This is a genomic window from Acinetobacter sp. RF14B (assembly GCF_006864105.1).
Classification (GTDB): domain Bacteria; phylum Pseudomonadota; class Gammaproteobacteria; order Pseudomonadales; family Moraxellaceae; genus Acinetobacter; species Acinetobacter lwoffii_C.
This window is the reverse complement of the sequence record NZ_SMTB01000065.1, coordinates 1-15388: the sequence shown is the minus strand read 5'-3', so window position 1 is coordinate 15388 and position 15388 is coordinate 1. Positions and strand designations below refer to the sequence as shown.

General features: G+C 43.9%; 15 protein-coding genes. 6 read left to right on the top strand and 9 right to left on the bottom strand.

Annotation, left to right across the window (positions count from 1 at the left end; translation table 11 throughout):
• Window positions 1-134 precede the first annotated feature (134 nt).
• On the bottom strand, window positions 135-626 hold the full coding sequence (locus E2K52_RS10185) for a DUF4442 domain-containing protein (RefSeq protein ID WP_151205017.1): 492 nt from the start codon (window positions 624-626) through the stop codon (window positions 135-137).
• 116 nt (window positions 627-742) lie between these two features.
• On the opposite strand from E2K52_RS10185, the gene E2K52_RS10180 reads away from it, so the two are divergent.
• The 5 genes from E2K52_RS10180 (at window position 743) to htpG (ending at window position 6610) form a co-directional block, all read left to right on the top strand.
• Window positions 743-1645: an alpha/beta fold hydrolase gene (locus tag E2K52_RS10180; protein ID WP_151205016.1), complete on the top strand. Its 903-nt coding sequence runs from the start codon at window positions 743-745 to the stop codon at window positions 1643-1645.
• Between the two features lie 78 nt (window positions 1646-1723).
• Entirely contained in the window at window positions 1724-3091 is a 1368-nt protein-coding gene (locus E2K52_RS10175) for a Na+/H+ antiporter family protein (protein ID WP_151205015.1), read from the top strand.
• Window positions 3092-3409: 318 nt separating this feature from the next.
• Window positions 3410-4015: an OmpW/AlkL family protein gene (locus E2K52_RS10170; protein ID WP_151205013.1), complete on the top strand. Its 606-nt coding sequence runs from the start codon at window positions 3410-3412 to the stop codon at window positions 4013-4015.
• Between the two features lie 177 nt (window positions 4016-4192).
• A complete protein-coding gene (locus E2K52_RS10165) occupies window positions 4193-4537 on the top strand; it encodes a lysozyme inhibitor LprI family protein (RefSeq protein WP_151205011.1) in 345 nt (114 codons plus the stop codon).
• 153 nt (window positions 4538-4690) lie between these two features.
• Window positions 4691-6610 carry a molecular chaperone HtpG gene (gene htpG, locus E2K52_RS10160; protein WP_151205009.1) on the top strand — a complete coding sequence of 640 codons (1920 nt, stop codon included), beginning with the start codon at window positions 4691-4693 and terminating at the stop codon, window positions 6608-6610.
• 311 nt (window positions 6611-6921) lie between these two features.
• Here htpG and E2K52_RS10155 read toward each other — a convergent pair whose 3' ends face one another.
• The 4 genes from E2K52_RS10155 to E2K52_RS15210 all read right to left on the bottom strand — a co-directional run bounded on the left by E2K52_RS10155 (window position 6922) and on the right by E2K52_RS15210 (window position 10146).
• Entirely contained in the window at window positions 6922-8037 is a 1116-nt protein-coding gene (locus E2K52_RS10155) for a hypothetical protein (protein WP_151205007.1), read from the bottom strand.
• Between the two features lie 93 nt (window positions 8038-8130).
• On the bottom strand, window positions 8131-9522 hold the full coding sequence (locus E2K52_RS10150) for a hypothetical protein (RefSeq protein ID WP_151205006.1): 1392 nt from the start codon (window positions 9520-9522) through the stop codon (window positions 8131-8133).
• 9 nt (window positions 9523-9531) lie between these two features.
• Window positions 9532-9711 (bottom strand): hypothetical protein, encoded by a 180-nt coding sequence (locus tag E2K52_RS10145; RefSeq protein ID WP_151205004.1) that lies wholly within the window; start codon window positions 9709-9711, stop codon window positions 9532-9534.
• Between the two features lie 267 nt (window positions 9712-9978).
• Window positions 9979-10146 (bottom strand): hypothetical protein, encoded by a 168-nt coding sequence (locus tag E2K52_RS15210; protein WP_171478843.1) that lies wholly within the window; start codon window positions 10144-10146, stop codon window positions 9979-9981.
• A gap of 392 nt (window positions 10147-10538) precedes the next feature.
• On the opposite strand from E2K52_RS15210, the gene E2K52_RS10140 reads away from it, so the two are divergent.
• Window positions 10539-10739, top strand: a complete 201-nt coding sequence (locus E2K52_RS10140) for a dodecin family protein (RefSeq protein ID WP_151205002.1) — start codon at window positions 10539-10541, stop codon at window positions 10737-10739.
• An 80-nt stretch (window positions 10740-10819) separates the two neighbouring features.
• Here E2K52_RS10140 and E2K52_RS10135 read toward each other — a convergent pair whose 3' ends face one another.
• From E2K52_RS10135 to E2K52_RS10120, 4 genes are all read right to left on the bottom strand, one after another.
• A complete protein-coding gene (locus E2K52_RS10135; RefSeq protein ID WP_151205000.1) occupies window positions 10820-11512 on the bottom strand; it encodes a DsbA family protein in 693 nt (230 codons plus the stop codon).
• Between the two features lie 180 nt (window positions 11513-11692).
• Entirely contained in the window at window positions 11693-13210 is a 1518-nt protein-coding gene (locus E2K52_RS10130) for an acetyl-CoA hydrolase/transferase family protein (RefSeq protein ID WP_151204998.1), read from the bottom strand.
• Window positions 13211-13415: 205 nt separating this feature from the next.
• Window positions 13416-14876, bottom strand: coding sequence for an ATP-binding protein (locus tag E2K52_RS10125; RefSeq protein ID WP_151204996.1), 1461 nt, complete (start codon window positions 14874-14876; stop codon window positions 13416-13418).
• A 329-nt stretch (window positions 14877-15205) separates the two neighbouring features.
• The coding region (locus E2K52_RS10120) for a winged helix-turn-helix domain-containing protein (protein WP_171478842.1) at window positions 15206-15388 on the bottom strand (183 nt) is incomplete at its 5' end.

The following is a 15388-nucleotide window of genomic DNA, read 5'->3' as shown; positions in this document are numbered from 1 at the left end:
GCCATTGGCGGTGCAATCGGTGGCGGTGCAGGTGCTGCGATCGAACAGGAGCGTCGTCGTTAAAACAGCGGTTGAGCAGAGCTAAAAGCGCCTTTATGGCGCTTTTATTTTATCTGGGCTTTGTCCGGGCCAGATCATTCAGCCTGAGGTTTGGATTTACTCTGCTTGCGCCGGATATAAACTGTTTTCTGGACTTCTGCAATGCGTAGGCCAGACTCATCATAAATATTGAGCTGGTAATGACGATAAACTGGCTGGTAGTTGGCTGCCAGCTCAATAATCGTATTCACTTCTTCTGCAGAAATCCGGATATCGGCATGTACCGTGCCACGGCCTGGAGCAAGAAAACGAATCCAGGCTTCTTTATCCCAAACGATATATTTGGAGCCCAAATGGTGCATGAGCAGCAGCATATAAAAGGGATCCACCATGGAATACAGGCTACCGCCAAAATGGACTCCTACGATATTCTGGTTCTTGCCAGTTAAGGGCATTTTTACCCGGATGTGATAATCCGCAAAGTTCATTTCATCAATCACAATGCCGGCACCCCGATAAGGGGGATAGTGATTCAGAATAAATTTGGAAATGAAAGGAAAACGCTGAATTTTTCGAAACAGGCTCATATTGATATTCATTTTTATTGTATAGCTCAGCATACTAGAACAACCCGCCTACGCTGGCAGTGATAAATTACATCAATTTGTAAATAGAATGATCAATAAAAATAAAGGAATTTGCTATGAATACATCAACCCATTGGGTGCAAACCAGTGATCAGCAACGCCTATGTGTCAAGACTTGGGGGCAGGCCGGGCAGCCCGCTCTGGTACTGATTCATGGTTATCCGGATCATCAGGCGGTATGGGAGCCGATTATTGCCTGTTTAAGCGAGAACTATTTTATTGTGAGTTACGATGTGCGTGGTGCAGGGGAGTCCAGTGTACCTGAAAAAATTCGTGACTATCGTTTGTCACGCTTAGCCCAAGACTTGCAAGAAATCGCCGATACCGTTTTACCCGGACAGGCTTTTCATCTGGCAGCCCACGATTGGGGTTCAATTCAGGCCTGGGAAGCAGTCACCAGCCCTGAATTTAAGGGGCGAATTCTATCTTATACAACCTTGTCAGGGCCTTGTCTGGATCATGCCGCTTTCTGGATGCGGAAGCAATTCAAGCAGAATCGGACAAATTTTTTAAAGCAGCTCAGCAAGTCCTGGTATATCGCTGCTTTTCAATTGCCTTGGCTGGCGCCTGCTGTCTGGAACTGTTTTAATCCGCAACGCTGGAATAAGATCGTGAGCCATTTAGAGCATCGTCATGACTTGCCTTTAAATGAGAATATTGTCAAAGATGGCAAATATGGCGTTAATCTGTATCGGGCCAATTTTTTACCCCGTTTAACCCGGCCTAGACAGCGTTTTGCTATGTGTCCTGTACAGGCCATCGTGCTGCAGTATGACAACTTTGTAGGTCCGGATTTAGTCGATGAAATACAGGTTTGGGCAGAAGATTTCTCCCGGGTTGAACTGGCAGCCAATCATTGGGCGATTCTCAGCCAGCCAGAGAAAGTTGCTCATTATCTTGACCAGTTTATTCAGCAGAAAGCGATTCAGGCCAATAAAATAGGGCGTGAAAAATCGTGACTGATGAAAGGATAAGGAGAGGAATTTTTATCCGGATTTTCTGATAAAATAGCCGTTTTCTCTTATTTTCAATTCATTATGTTCGCAATTCTTGCTGCTATTGGGGTCATGTTTGGACTCTCACTGGCGCGTGTGCCTGTGGTTTTTGCCTTGGTCATTGGTGCTGTTACGGGTGGTTTGCTGGCAGGCCTGGGTCTTCAGGGAACTTTAGATGCATTTAACAATGGTCTGGGTGGGGGCGCCAAAATTGCCCTGGCCTACGGTATTTTAGGTGCATTTGCCCTCGCTCTGGCACGTTCTGGGCTGCCTGACTTGCTGGCTTATAAGATGATCAGCACCTTAAAAGGTGAGGTCTCCCTCAAGGCCCGAAACCGGGTGAAATACCTGATTTTCTGTACGGTCGCGGTCTCGGCTATCTTCTCGCAAAATATGATTCCGGTACATATCGCTTTTATTCCGGTGCTAATTCCACCGTTATTGCTGGTATTTAATCATCTGAGTCTGGATCGCCGTTTAATTACCTGTCTGCTGACCTTTGGTCTGGTCGGTACCTATATGCTGGTTCCGGTCGGTTTTGGTGCCATCTTCCTGAATGATATTCTGGGTCAGAATATCAATACCTTTGGTAAGCCTTATGGTTTTGAGATCAGCTATGATCAGATCCCAAGAGCGATGGCGATCCCGGTCTTCGGGATGTTTGTGGGCCTTCTGGTGGCCATGTTTATCAGCTACCGCAAGCCGCGCTATTATCAGGATATTCATGTCGAAGAACAGCAGAGTATTTCGGGTGAATTGGGAATAGCAGAGCAGCAGGTCAAGCCGGAAATTTCAAAATTTACCATCTGGATGGCAGGCCTGGCTGTTGTTGCTACTCTGGCCGTACAGCTATATTCCGATTCAATGATTCTGGCGGGTCTGGTCGGTGTGGCGATCTTAAGCTGTGCCGGTATTTTTAAATGGAAAGAAGCGGATGATGTGATTATTACCGGTATGCGCATGATGGCGCTGGTCGGCTTTATCATGATTGCTGCACAAGGTTTTGCTGCGGTGATTGACGCGACGAACCAGATTCCCGCTCTGGTTGAAGCATCGGTCAACTGGATCGGTAACAGTCAGGCTCTGGCTGCCTTTTTGATGCTGTTGATTGGTCTGCTGATTACCTTGGGGATAGGCTCTTCATTTTCGACTGTGCCGATTCTGGCGATCATCTATGTGCCGCTGTGTATCCAGTTCGGCTTTAGTCCTGCTGCCACCATTGCTCTTATTGGCACTGCGGCTGCGCTGGGAGATGCAGGTTCTCCAGCCTCAGATTCGACTTTAGGACCAACCTCAGGCCTGAATATGGATGGTCAGCACGATCATATGAAAGACAGTGTGATTCCTACCTTTATTCATTTTAATATCCCTTTAATCATTTTTGGCTGGATTGCCGCCATGATCCTGTAAAGGGTTTAAATCTGCCCTAATTGATTTAGGGCAGATTTTATTTTAATTTTTAAAATGCATTTTAAATATATCTTTAAGTCTTTTTTAATTAAATCCTGAGTATTATAGTCTGAATAAAATCCTGTTTTTTATTATTGAAAATCTGAAAATATAAAACCAACCAATTTAGTCTATTTAAAATAAATTAACTTAAATAACAGTAGCTTAAATAATATTGATTTTTTTGTATTATAATCACTATTGCATATTAATTCTCCTCGTGTTTATTATTAATTAATGATTTTTTTTATAATTGATCTTCCAAAGGGGTGTTTTTAAATGTTAAAGCAAACTGCTCTAATTGTATTAATGGGTCTTTCTGCATCGGCAATGGCTGGCCAGTGGCAGGTCAAAGTAGGTGGTTCTGCAATTGCTCCAACTCAAGACAAACAGATCGCGAATGATACCATGACGGTAGAAGCTGATAGTGAGCTTGCTTTTACACCATCGGTAGAATATTTTTTTAATGATAACTTCTCGGCGGAGTTACTTTTAGCTACTCCAATTAGCCATGATGTAAATGTGACTGGTGCAGCAACAGCAGGTGTTAAATTAAAACATTTACCACCAACGATTACAGCTAAGTATAACTTTAAAAATTCAACTGCTTTCACACCCTATATCGGTGTAGGTGCGACAGCATTTATTCCTTGGGATGAGGAAGCTTCAGGAGATTTAGCGAATACTAAAGTTAAAGTTAAAGAGGACTTTGGCTATGCTGCTCAAATCGGTTTTAACTTCCAACCAGCAGATGCTAAAAATTGGGGTGTATTTGCAGATGTACGTTATGCAGACCTTAATCCAAAAGTTGAAACAGCAGTCGAAAATTTTAAATTAGATATTGATCCAGTAATCTATACACTAGGTTATAGCTACAAATTCTAAGTTTTCATAATTCGGATATATTTTTCCAAAAGCCTCATCGTTGATGAGGCTTTTTTTTCAAAATAACAACGATTTATAACGAATTAAGATTGAGCAGATTGGCTATATCTAAATATATTAGAATCCATAAAGTAAATATTAATTGAATATGACTTCATAATAAGGAGAAAAATTGACATGAATTTTCTATTAAAGGGTTTTGTGATCGCAAGCTGTCTGATGGTCATGGAGAGCCATGCTGCCAGTTTTAATTGTAATAAAGCCGAGACAGTTACTGAAAAAGCCATTTGTCAGCATACTTCGCTCAATGATGCCGATGTCAAAATGAGTACAACTTATAATATTTTGCGCCGTCTGGTGCCGATGGGAACCCGTTCGGTAATTCAGAGAGACCATGTGAAATGGCTGCAATTCCGTAATCGCTGTCGGGAATCGGTTTCCTGTTTAAGTCAGGTTTATACGATGCGCCAGCAGGAGCTGGATCTGCATTTTGAGCGGATTTACAGGTTGGGACCTTATTAAGATAAGGTCTAATTCAATTAAATTTATGCAAATGACTGCGCTAAAAGCGTTATGGCAGAAAAAATTTAAGTTTTTCTATTGAAAATTGGCCAACTCCCTCCATTCATATTGGCAACAGTTGTGATCTGTATTTAAAAATAAAAGGAGTGACCAATGAGCGAATCAAGCGCACAAAAACACAGCTTTCAGGCAGAAGTGGCCCAGTTACTACATCTTGTAACGCACTCCCTGTATTCCAATCCTGAAATTTTCCTGCGCGAACTCATTTCGAATGCTTCTGATGCCTGTGACAAATTACGTTTTGAAGGCATCAATCATCCTGAATATTATGAAAATGATCCTGATCTTCGGGTGCGTGTCAGTCTGGATGCAGACCATAAAACCATCACTATTTCGGATAATGGCATCGGTTTAAGCCAGCAGGAAGCCATTGATAACTTGGGTACGATTGCCAAATCAGGCACCAAAGACTTTATGTCCAAACTGACTGGTGATCAAAAATCCGATGCCCAGCTGATTGGTCAGTTTGGTGTGGGGTTCTATTCAGGTTTTATTGTGGCAGATAAAATCACGGTCGAATCACGCCGTGCGGGTGCAGACACATCTGAAGGCGTACGCTGGATCAGTGGGGGGACGGGTGAATTTGAGGTTGAGCAGATCACCAAAGAAAGCCGTGGTACCGATATCATCCTGCATTTGCGGGAAGATGCGCTTGAGTATCTGCAAAGCTATAAAGTGAAGCAGATTATCAATAAATATTCAGATCACATCAGCCTGCCAATCCAGATGCAAAAAGAAGTCTGGCAGGAAGAAGAGGCTGCTGAAGGTGAGACTGCTCAAGGCGGTCAATATGTGAAAACTGATGAATGGGAAGCGATTAACTCGGCCAGTGCTTTATGGACCCGTCACAAATCTGAAATTACCGAAGAACAATATACCGAGTTCTATAAAAACCTGACGCATGATTTCTCTGCACCTCTGGCTTGGGCGCATAACCGTGTAGAAGGCAGCACTGAATATACTCAACTGTTGTATATTCCAAGCAAGGCACCTCATGATATTTTCACCCGCGAAGCCAAAGCCGGGATCAAGCTGTATGTAAAACGTGTCTTCATTATGGATGAAGCAGATAACCTGATTCCCAACTACTTACGCTTTGTACACGGGGTGGTGGACAGTGCCGATCTGCCATTGAACGTCAGCCGTGAGTTGCTGCAGGAAAGCCGTGATGTCAAAACCATTCGTGAAGGCAACACCCGTCGCATCCTGACCACACTCGATGCTTTGGCGAAGTCTGAAGACGAAAAAGATCAGGAAAAATTCAAGACCTTCTATCAGGAATTTGGCGCCGTGCTGAAAGAAGGCTTAGGCGAAGATATGGGGAACCGCGAACGTATCTTAAAACTGCTACGTTATGCCACATCGAACAATGATGAAGTAAGTACCTCATTGGCAGACTATAAAGCCGCTATGAAGGAAGGCCAGAAAGCGATTTATTATGTGACTGCTGATAGCTTGAATGCCGCGAAAAACTCTCCGCAACTGGAAGTGTTCAAGAAAAAAGGCATTGAAGTCTTGCTCATGACCGAACGTGTAGATGAATGGGCGATGAACTTCGTGCATGAGTTTGAGGGTACATCGCTGCAAAATGTGTCTAAAGGCGCAGTTGATCTGGGTGATCTTCAGGATGCCGAAGAGAAAAAAGCACTGGAAGCAGCAGCAGCCCAGTTTAAGCCTGTGGTTGACAAGCTGACAGATTCACTCAAAGACAAGACCAAAGAAGTGCGGGTGACGACCCGTCTGGTTGACTCTCCAGCCTGTCTGGTCACCGGAGAAGGCGAACTCTCACCGCAGCTGATCCGCATGCTAAAAGATGCAGGCCAGCCGGTTCCCGATATCAAGCCAATTCTGGAAATTAACCCGGAACATCCATTGGTGAAAAAACTGGAAGCTTCCAAGCAGTTTGATGATCTGGCCAATGTGATCTTTGACCAGGCCGTGATTGCTGAAGGCGGTCTGCCTGAAGATCCGGCTGAATACGTCAAGCGTATTAACAGCCTGTTGCTGGCTTAAGCCGACCAGTTCATCAGGTTAAAATCCCTCTTCGGAGGGATTTTCTGTTTCGATGCCAGCTTAAGTGCTGGCATGATCGAGCAACAGGAGTGGCTAGAAAAATATCCCAGTTTGATGAGCTCAATGTAGGGAAGATTTGGCCTTGGGTAGCGCTGGAAGGAAAAAATATGCCGCTAAAACAAATAGGGTACCGCCTTATTTTGCGAGCAGTTTGTCCTCATGATCAGGCTACAATCCATCGTCTTAAGGGGCCGAGGTAACGTTAAAAATTTGGTTCTATTCGGTCATCAATAGATAAGGTGCTGGATATTTTAAAATAAAGCTTCCAGACGGACTGAGGCACCCGGATAATGGCTGCGGTTCTCGCGATGATCATTCAAGTAGTTGACATCAGTTTGGACAAAGAACCATTCACGTAAAAAAGGTTGTCTCCAGGACAGATAAGGTCCCCAGCGATTGAGACGCAGGTCATTGTCATTTAAATAACCTCCGCTATAGATTCCATAACTAAAACGATTGTCCCTGAAGAACTGATGCTGCCTAAACAGATAGTTATCCCATTTTAAATCATCATCTTGCTCATCTGCATAAGTCAGGCTGAATTGATTGGACAGAAAGGCCTGATTTGGACGGGCATGTGTCAGTTCAAGGTTGGTTCTTAAGTAGTTTTCACTTTGAATTCCATAACGGTAAATCTGTTCAGCATAGAAAAAATAATCATTGTCCATGGTCCACTGTTTACTGACTTTGGCACGCGCATATAAGTCATCGCCTGAGCGCAGCCCCAGATCCAGATCGGTTTCAAAAGGCAGACGCTCGGAAAATTCGGACCAGCGTAAAGCGAAGGAGGTGTTTTCTTCCCGGCTACGTTTAGTATCCAGGCCGTGATTATCGGGATTACTCGAATTTTCGTTGGTAATGGCCACATTGCTGTCCAGCTCATTGTCCAGACTATCATCACCAAACACCAGACTCAGTTTGCGCTCCATGGTGGGCAACTTGATTTTTCCACGGATACGCGGCTTGATTTCATAATCTTCATATTTATCCCAGCTATTGTCCAGGATAACTCTCAAGCTGGCTTTGGCAGGCTGATCGGGATGGGGCTGACCAAACCAGTTATCAATTTTGAGCGCGGTACGATCAGCCCATTCTCGTACCGTTTTTTGTTTCTGGTCGGCCCAGGAGTTATTTTCTGTCTGCTCTGTCGCGAGCACAATTGCGTCACTTGACTGTTCAGGAAGAAGAGTCGGTGTGGCATCAATCAGGCGTGGGATCTGGTTCAGTAAGCCCGAGGGTACCGATTTTTCCGGGTCAGGGAGAGGGTTTGAATCGCTAAGCGTAGTTGAATTTGCCCGGAGTGCAAAGCTGGCCATGCCCAAGCTAAATGAGACAAATAAGATTCGCGTAATTTTATTAATTTGCATGAGAAATTTTTTGCTCTTATATATTCTTGCTTCAATAGTAGTTTTCTAAAAAATAAGGAAAAAAAGCAAGGTGAAACTACAAAATAACATCAATTATTCAGTGATTTGAGTAAGAATTTCAGTATACAGGGTGTGTACAGAGAGAGGTTGGGGCAGACTCAAAATAATCTGGTGGATCTTCTGCCAGTTGAGATGCTTGCTACGCTTCAGGAGTAAATATGGATAAGTCTTTTCTTGCGGGTTCAGGGACAGGCGTTGCTCACCATGAATGACCCGGATTTTTTGATGTTCCTGCAACAATAAAAGTGGAGTAGAAAAATCTGCCGGGGTTTCCTCAAACTGGATAAACTTAGAGGTATGGATTGAGGAAGCGGGGATAAAAGGCAGATAGGAAGCGTGGGTCCAGCAGGTTTCAGCCTGATCATGATAGAGGTTATATAAGAGATCAAACTTGGTAAAAATCTGCGCAATATCTGTCCATTGAATGGATTTAATCGCAATACAGTGTCGCTTATATAAACTTTCCCAGTGTTCTATACACTGCTGTGCCTGTTGCAAGCTGGAAGTACCCAGAAGCATCAGGTATTTCAACCATTGCCCATGTTCATCTACCTGCTCAATTAAATACACTGGCTGGTTTTGCCACTGATCTTCGGCTGCATAATATAAAGCCAGATCGACATGCCACGGTGCGACAATAGGATCCAGCTCTAGTTTACATAAGCGCGCCAGATCAGAGATTTCCAGAGGCCGTACCTGCGCCTGCATATCAGCAAGTTGCAGGTTGAGTGGAAAGCTAACCTCTTCATACGCCACAGCTGTATCCGGGTGTGGCAAAGAGGTTTGCTGCATGCTTAGGAGAGATGCCTGAGTTTCGGAGTTTTCCTGTACAACTTGTGAGAGCAGGGGAATAGTCTGTATCCCTGTGGTTGAAGCATGTACAGGTGATGGGGAATCGCTCAAATGATAAGAGGAAATTTCCTGTATAGCAGGCTGTCCGGTGAAAGGAATGAGTAGGCCCGAAGGTATGCGCTGTTGATCTGGTTTTAAATCAAAGCGGGGGTGCTGCAATAGCCAGTGATAGCAGCTTTCCAGATCATTCCAAGGACTGTGCTGCGGCTCCATCTCGGTCGATGGCATAAACCAGAGCTGCCAGCCCTGCTGAGGATGATGTAAAAATGCCCAGCCTGCTACAGAAAAAGCCTTCAAACTGCGTATGAGCTCAGTGTCATTGTGGAAATAGCCACGAAAACTGAGTTGATAAGAGGTGGTCGCCACAAACTGATAGGCGGCCAGTTCGGGTTGGGTACGGCTTTTGAAGGCAAAAATCTGGCTTTTAAAAATAGGCTCATCACACAAATTAAAAATGTCATGAATTCTTTTCTTGGCACAAGCGGTTTCATATAGGCTGAGGGAGTCATGATCCAGTGCCTGTTCTAATTCATGTAATTCTTTAATCAGTTTTGCCTTTATTAAAGCATTCATTTTATTTCTCTAGACATGTTTCAGCGCTTGGTCCAAAGCCTGTGCTAGCAATATATTGGTGGCCAGTTCTATCAGTTTGTATTCGGCGGAATGAGGATCGTTATAACGTTTAGCCATTTCAATTAAATGATCAATAGAAATCATTTGAGGTGTGACTTTTCCTTGAACCAAAGCTTGAAGTGTATGCATGGTAAAATTTAAATAATAAAGTGAAGTTATAAGAGTTGTAGATGCATTAAATCATACAATAACTCAGAACTGATGTTGAGTACTTTTCCTGCAATTTTGAATGAATATAAGTTAATAAAAGTGATAAAAATCAATAGAAAATATAAAAAGTGGGGAGAGGTTGATATTTTGAGAAAATTCTTCTTTTATTTGTGCATCATTTGCCTTGTTTGAGTATAAAAAAACAGGCTGAAAATTCAGCCTGTACACATGAAAAATACCTGAGCATTAAGCCGCTTTTTCATCTTCTACAGGTGTAGGCTCTGTCTGCACGGTTTCAGTCTCAGCTTTTTTCACAGGAAAGTCTGGCAGATAAACCATTTGTGCAATTTGAGCTGAGGCTTGAATAGAAACAGCCATGATTGCAGTAGCCAAAGCAAATTTAAGCATGTTCATAAGTTGACCTTTAAGATAAGCATGTTCAACAGCGTGAACAGAATGAATGGGAGAGTGAAATAACGTAGAAATCATATCAAATGGCAATTATTAAAAAATGATCAATTCGGCAAAATGTAAATTTTTTTGAAAAATAATACTTTTAAAACAATGAATTAGAGTGTTTGCTCTATGCTTCAAGTCTGATTTTATAGGCTTTTTATACCTGTAAAGAGAGATAAAAGTGCAAAGTAATAGAGAGGCTCTTAGGGAAGCTCCAAGTAGAAGCAAACCCGATTTTATTGTATTGTTTGAACCCTGTAAGCGTTTGCTATAGCTTGTTTAATAAACAACGTACAGCCTGAAAAACAGTCTAAGATAACCCTTCATTCATGTTTACAGTGAGTTTTATCATGGCAATTGCAAAGGTCGTCGAAGTCAACTCCAGTAGTAATAAGAGTTTTGAGGATGCCATCCAAACTGGCATTGCAAAGGTCACGGAAACCGTCAAGAATGTTCAGGGAGCTTGGATTAATGAGCAGAAAGTTGTAATTAAAGACAATAAAATTACCGAATACCGCGTCAATCTCAAGATTAGTTTTCTGGTGGATTAAATGTGAATAAAGCGCGGTACCAATGAATAATTATTATAAAAAATCCCCAGCTTGAATGGGGATTTTTTAGTGGGGCCTATTTATTCAGGCTGGTTGGGTAGGTCACAAGCTTCAGCAGAGCACTGCTCAGCCGAACCAGTGGGTGGTGTTTCCAAGGCTTTGGCCAAAACCTGCAAGAAGACTTCTTTGGGCTGTGCACCTGCCAGGGCAATACGCTGATCAAAGACAAAGAAGGGGACACCAGTCACTTTGAGCTGGTCACGCGCGATTTCCTGATCATACTGTACGAAGTCCGCATATTCATCTGAGTCCAATAGGTCATCGACTTCAACCGGGTTCAGGCCAATCCGGGCAGCGACATCTTCCAGGGTTTCACGCTCGCCAATCGCCAGACCTTGTGTCATATAGCTATAGAAGAAGGCTTCCTGGGCTTCATTGCCCAAACCTTTGCTTTGGGCCAGATGAATAATACGATGTGCATTCAGGGTATTGCCAGAATTGGCACCTTCCCAGTTAAATTCAATTCCTTCCGCCTTGGCCATCTCGGCGATATTGCGTTGCATGTCTTCAACTTCGGCAACTGAACGGCCATATTTTTGGGCCAGACGCTCCGAGTTGGAAATTTCCTGACGAGGCGGTGCTTCCGGGTCGAGCTGAAAGCTGTGCCAATGTAGCTCAAGTTCAATCCCGGCTTCTTCGGCAGCGGCTTCCAGACGTTTTTTAGCAATATAACAAAACGGACAGACTACATCTGACCAAATATCTACGCGCATAGCATGTCTCTGATTTGACTCTTGAGTTCAGTATGAGGGTGAAGAATCGGAATTTAAAGTCCTTCAGCAAAAGTGCTCGCATCTGTAGCTCAAATAACAGCACCGGCATGGCAGGGTTTAAACCTAGGGGGAATAAAAAAACGCCCCGCAGGGCGTTTTTAAATGGTTCGCTTCTTTAGCTTATGCTGTTTTAACTGCAACTTCTGCAGTCAGCATATGACCATGTTCTTCAAAGTTAGAATGCCACGCCAATGCTTCACGAAGCAGATGAGGGGTGTGGCCGCCTTTTGCACAGGCACGGTCGAAGTAGTCGTTCAGGGCATCACGGTACATTGGGTGTGCACAGTTGTCGATGATCGCACGCGCACGCTCACGTGGAGCAAGGCCGCGCAGGTCAGCAAGTCCCTGTTCTGTGACCAGAATGTCTACATCATGCTCAGCATGGTCAATGTGAGAGGCAAATGGAACCACAGAAGAGATGTCGCCACCTTTTGCTACTGATTTGGTCACAAAGATCGCCAGGTGCGCATTACGTGCAAAGTCACCTGAGCCGCCAATACCGTTCATCATTTTGGTACCGCAGACGTGAGTCGAGTTGACGTTACCGTAGATATCAAACTCAAGCGCAGTGTTGATGCCGATAATACCTAAACGGCGAACCAGTTCAGGGTGGTTAGAGATTTCTTGTGGACGAAGAACCAATTTGTCTTTGTACGCTTCAAGGTTATTAAATACTTTTTCGCCATATTTTGCAGAAAGTGTAATTGAAGAGCCTGAAGCAAATTTCATTTTGCCTGCGTCGATCAATTCAAATGTACAGTCTTGAAGTACTTCTGAGTACATGATCAAGTCTTCAAAGTTAGAATCTTTCAGACCTGTTAATACTGCGTTTGCAATTGAACCGATACCTGCTTGTAATGGACCAAGGTTTTTAGGTAAACGACCTTCAGCTACTTCTTTTTCAAAGAAAGCGATCAAGTGGTTTGCAATACCTTGAGTCTCATCATCGGGTGCAGTCACAGTAGATGGAGAATCATGCAATTCGTTGTTAAATACGATGCCCACAATTTTTGATGGGTCGATGTTAATTGCATGTGTACCAATACGCTCGTCTACTTGAGTCAATGGAATTGCCTGACGTGTTGGACGATATGTCGGAATGTAGATATCGTGCAAGCCTTCAAATGCCGGGCTGAGGTTAGTGTTGATTTCTACAATCACTTTTTCTGCAAAAATTGCAAAGCTTGCAGAGTTACCAACAGATGTTGTTGGAATGATGCCGCCATCTTCAGTAATCGCAACAGCTTCAATAACCGCAACATCCGGCTTTTTCAACTGCAGGTTACGCATTTGTTCAACAGTTTCAGACAAGTGCTGGTCAATGAACATGACTTCGCCATTGTTAATGGCTTTACGTAAGGTATTGTCTACCTGGAAAGGTAAACGGCGTGCCAATACGCCTGCTTCAGTCAGTTGTTTGTCAAGATCGTTACCGAGCGAGGCACCAGTAATCAGGGTGATTTTTAATGGATTGGTTTTTGCACGTTGTACCAAAGCCAAAGGAACTGCCTTAGCTTCGCCAGCGCGAGTAAAGCCACTCATACCCACAGTCATGCCATCTTCGATGAATGCAGCGGCTTGTTCTGGGCTGATGACTTTGTTGTGGAGGGAGGCTAAACGGATACGATCTAAAGACATTTCAACTCTCATTAATTCTTAAACTATGATACGGATTGTACCGATCAAAAAAAACATTTTGCATAGGTGTTAGGCTAAGGTCTAATTTTTTAACGAAATGTAGGTATAAGAATATTTGATGTTTTTTAAGTTGTTGAATTAAATAAATATAAAATCCATTGTATAGAAAAGCTAAAAAATCAACTGATCATTTTTTACGCCAATCTTAAAAATGCTCAGTGAGCGTTTGTCGGATTTTATCGAGCGTACTCGCAGGGGCAGAAGCGTCTGAATCAGGTTTGTGCAAAGGAAGGGAAATAACAGCTTCCAGACCTCCTTCGGGGCGATTATGGATATGCAGCTCACCGGCATGAATATCGACAATACGCTTTACAATGGCCAGGCCCAAACCGCTTCCTTGTACAGTGCGGGCAGAATTACCCCGGACAAAAGGCTGCATGAGTGCTTCGATCTGATCTTCAGGAATTCCTTCGCCATGGTCTGCCACAGAAATGAGCAGACGGTCGCCTTTTGAAAATGCAGAAAGTTCGATCGGCTCGGCACCATAACGTTTTGAATTATTAATCAGGTTGCCAATCAAGCGTTTCAGGGACATGCTACGCACCTGAATCAGTGGAATGTCTTGAGGACTAAAATGAATGTCTAAGGGCTTAAACTGGGTGACCAGCTCCTGCAGCAGGGCGTTGACATTGGTATCTTGCAAATCTTCATCTGAGCCGTCGCGCATATAGGAAATAAACTGGTTTAGAATTGCATCCATGTCTTCGACATCGTAAATTAGGCCTTCTTTTAAAAAGTCCTCATCGGGCATCATTTCTGCACTTAGGCGAATGCGGGTAAGCGGGGTACGCAAGTCATGCGATATACCGGCCAGCATAATCCGGCGATCACGTTCGGTCTGATCCAGCGTATAAATCATCTGGTTAAAGGCATGATTCACCTGGCGAATTTCGAGTGGCCCGTGATTGGTATCCAGATAGGGCGCCGATCCGCTATTGCTATAGCTGTTGGCCGCTTCTTGCAAGCGGCGTAGCGGGCGGTTTAACTGGCGTACCAGAATCAGAATAATAATCCCGGCAATGAGCGGTGTTCCCAGCAGCCAGCCCCATATCAGCTCAGGACTATAGTTGGCATAGGTTTTTAAAGGCTCACGTACCCAATTGCCATTCATTTCAGGTGTTTGGATCCAGATCTGCGGACTTGGCTTAAACTGGAAATAGACGGTGGCCTGCTCGATTCTTAACTCTTTGGCCAGCTTTGTTTCAATCTGGTTGGTAAAAAACTCCGCAATAACTTTTTCCCTAATATTGGGATATTCCGCCGGATCAGTGATGTACTCGATACCGAGACGATTTTTTAGATAGGCATCAATATCCACTTGCTGATCATTGTGATACAGGCGTAGATTCGGGTTGTTCAGGATTTCCAGCTCAACTGCCAAATAGCGTGCATGCTGCTGGATTTCAGGCAGATATAGGGTACGCCAGAAAAACCAGATCGACATAAACAGGCTGAACAGCACCACAAAAACCACCAGCACCGTAGTGCGCAGGGCGGCGGAACGGGGTTTGATTTTGTCTAAAAAGCGTTCCCAGCGGGTGCGTTTTTTTTCCGAGTAACGGACAAAGTCGGTAAATTCTTGCGGGTCGATGGGGTCGAGTTTCACTGAGCAATCCTGTGCTATGACTTCAGCAAATTATGATGAGTCAATTAAAAGTCCTTATCCTAGCGAAGTTAAACTGTCTGGAATTGAGATAAAGGTTAACACCTTCGGTTCAACCTACTGTTGTTTTGACAAAAGTAGGTACAACCATCTTGCGGAGCAGTATTGCTCATCGCAAAACCCGTCAAATTGCAGCAAATCCTCACTGTGTCGTAGAAACATTAGAGATAAATACTTCCTGCTTTAAACAGTTGCGAATGAGTTTGTCACGCAATTCAAAATCAGAAATATAGCTACGGACAACTCATCCTATTTTTTCTGATACGAAAAAATTACTCCGCACCATCTGGAACAAAGACATAACCTACCCCCCACACCGTTTGAATATAACGCGCACGGGCTGGATTCTCTTCCACCAGACGACGTAAACGGGACACCTGAACATCAATCGAGCGTTCCATCGCGCCCCATTCACGGCCACGTGCCAGATTCATCAGCTTGTCACGGGTCAAAGG

What these genes read in the sequence shown, in the direction of transcription:
- E2K52_RS10185 (WP_151205017.1), bottom strand. Translation starts at nt 626, where the DNA reads ATGAGCCTGTTTCGAAAAATTCAGCGTTTTCCTTTCATTTCCAAATTT.
- E2K52_RS10180 (WP_151205016.1), top strand. Translation starts at nt 743, where the DNA reads ATGAATACATCAACCCATTGGGTGCAAACCAGTGATCAGCAACGCCTA.
- E2K52_RS10175 (WP_151205015.1), top strand. Translation starts at nt 1,724, where the DNA reads ATGTTCGCAATTCTTGCTGCTATTGGGGTCATGTTTGGACTCTCACTG.
- E2K52_RS10170 (WP_151205013.1), top strand. Translation starts at nt 3,410, where the DNA reads ATGTTAAAGCAAACTGCTCTAATTGTATTAATGGGTCTTTCTGCATCG.
- E2K52_RS10165 (WP_151205011.1), top strand. Translation starts at nt 4,193, where the DNA reads ATGAATTTTCTATTAAAGGGTTTTGTGATCGCAAGCTGTCTGATGGTC.
- htpG (WP_151205009.1), top strand. Translation starts at nt 4,691, where the DNA reads ATGAGCGAATCAAGCGCACAAAAACACAGCTTTCAGGCAGAAGTGGCC.
- E2K52_RS10155 (WP_151205007.1), bottom strand. Translation starts at nt 8,037, where the DNA reads ATGCAAATTAATAAAATTACGCGAATCTTATTTGTCTCATTTAGCTTG.
- E2K52_RS10150 (WP_151205006.1), bottom strand. Translation starts at nt 9,522, where the DNA reads ATGAATGCTTTAATAAAGGCAAAACTGATTAAAGAATTACATGAATTA.
- E2K52_RS10145 (WP_151205004.1), bottom strand. Translation starts at nt 9,711, where the DNA reads ATGCATACACTTCAAGCTTTGGTTCAAGGAAAAGTCACACCTCAAATG.
- E2K52_RS15210 (WP_171478843.1), bottom strand. Translation starts at nt 10,146, where the DNA reads ATGAACATGCTTAAATTTGCTTTGGCTACTGCAATCATGGCTGTTTCT.
- E2K52_RS10140 (WP_151205002.1), top strand. Translation starts at nt 10,539, where the DNA reads ATGGCAATTGCAAAGGTCGTCGAAGTCAACTCCAGTAGTAATAAGAGT.
- E2K52_RS10135 (WP_151205000.1), bottom strand. Translation starts at nt 11,512, where the DNA reads ATGCGCGTAGATATTTGGTCAGATGTAGTCTGTCCGTTTTGTTATATT.
- E2K52_RS10130 (WP_151204998.1), bottom strand. Translation starts at nt 13,210, where the DNA reads ATGTCTTTAGATCGTATCCGTTTAGCCTCCCTCCACAACAAAGTCATC.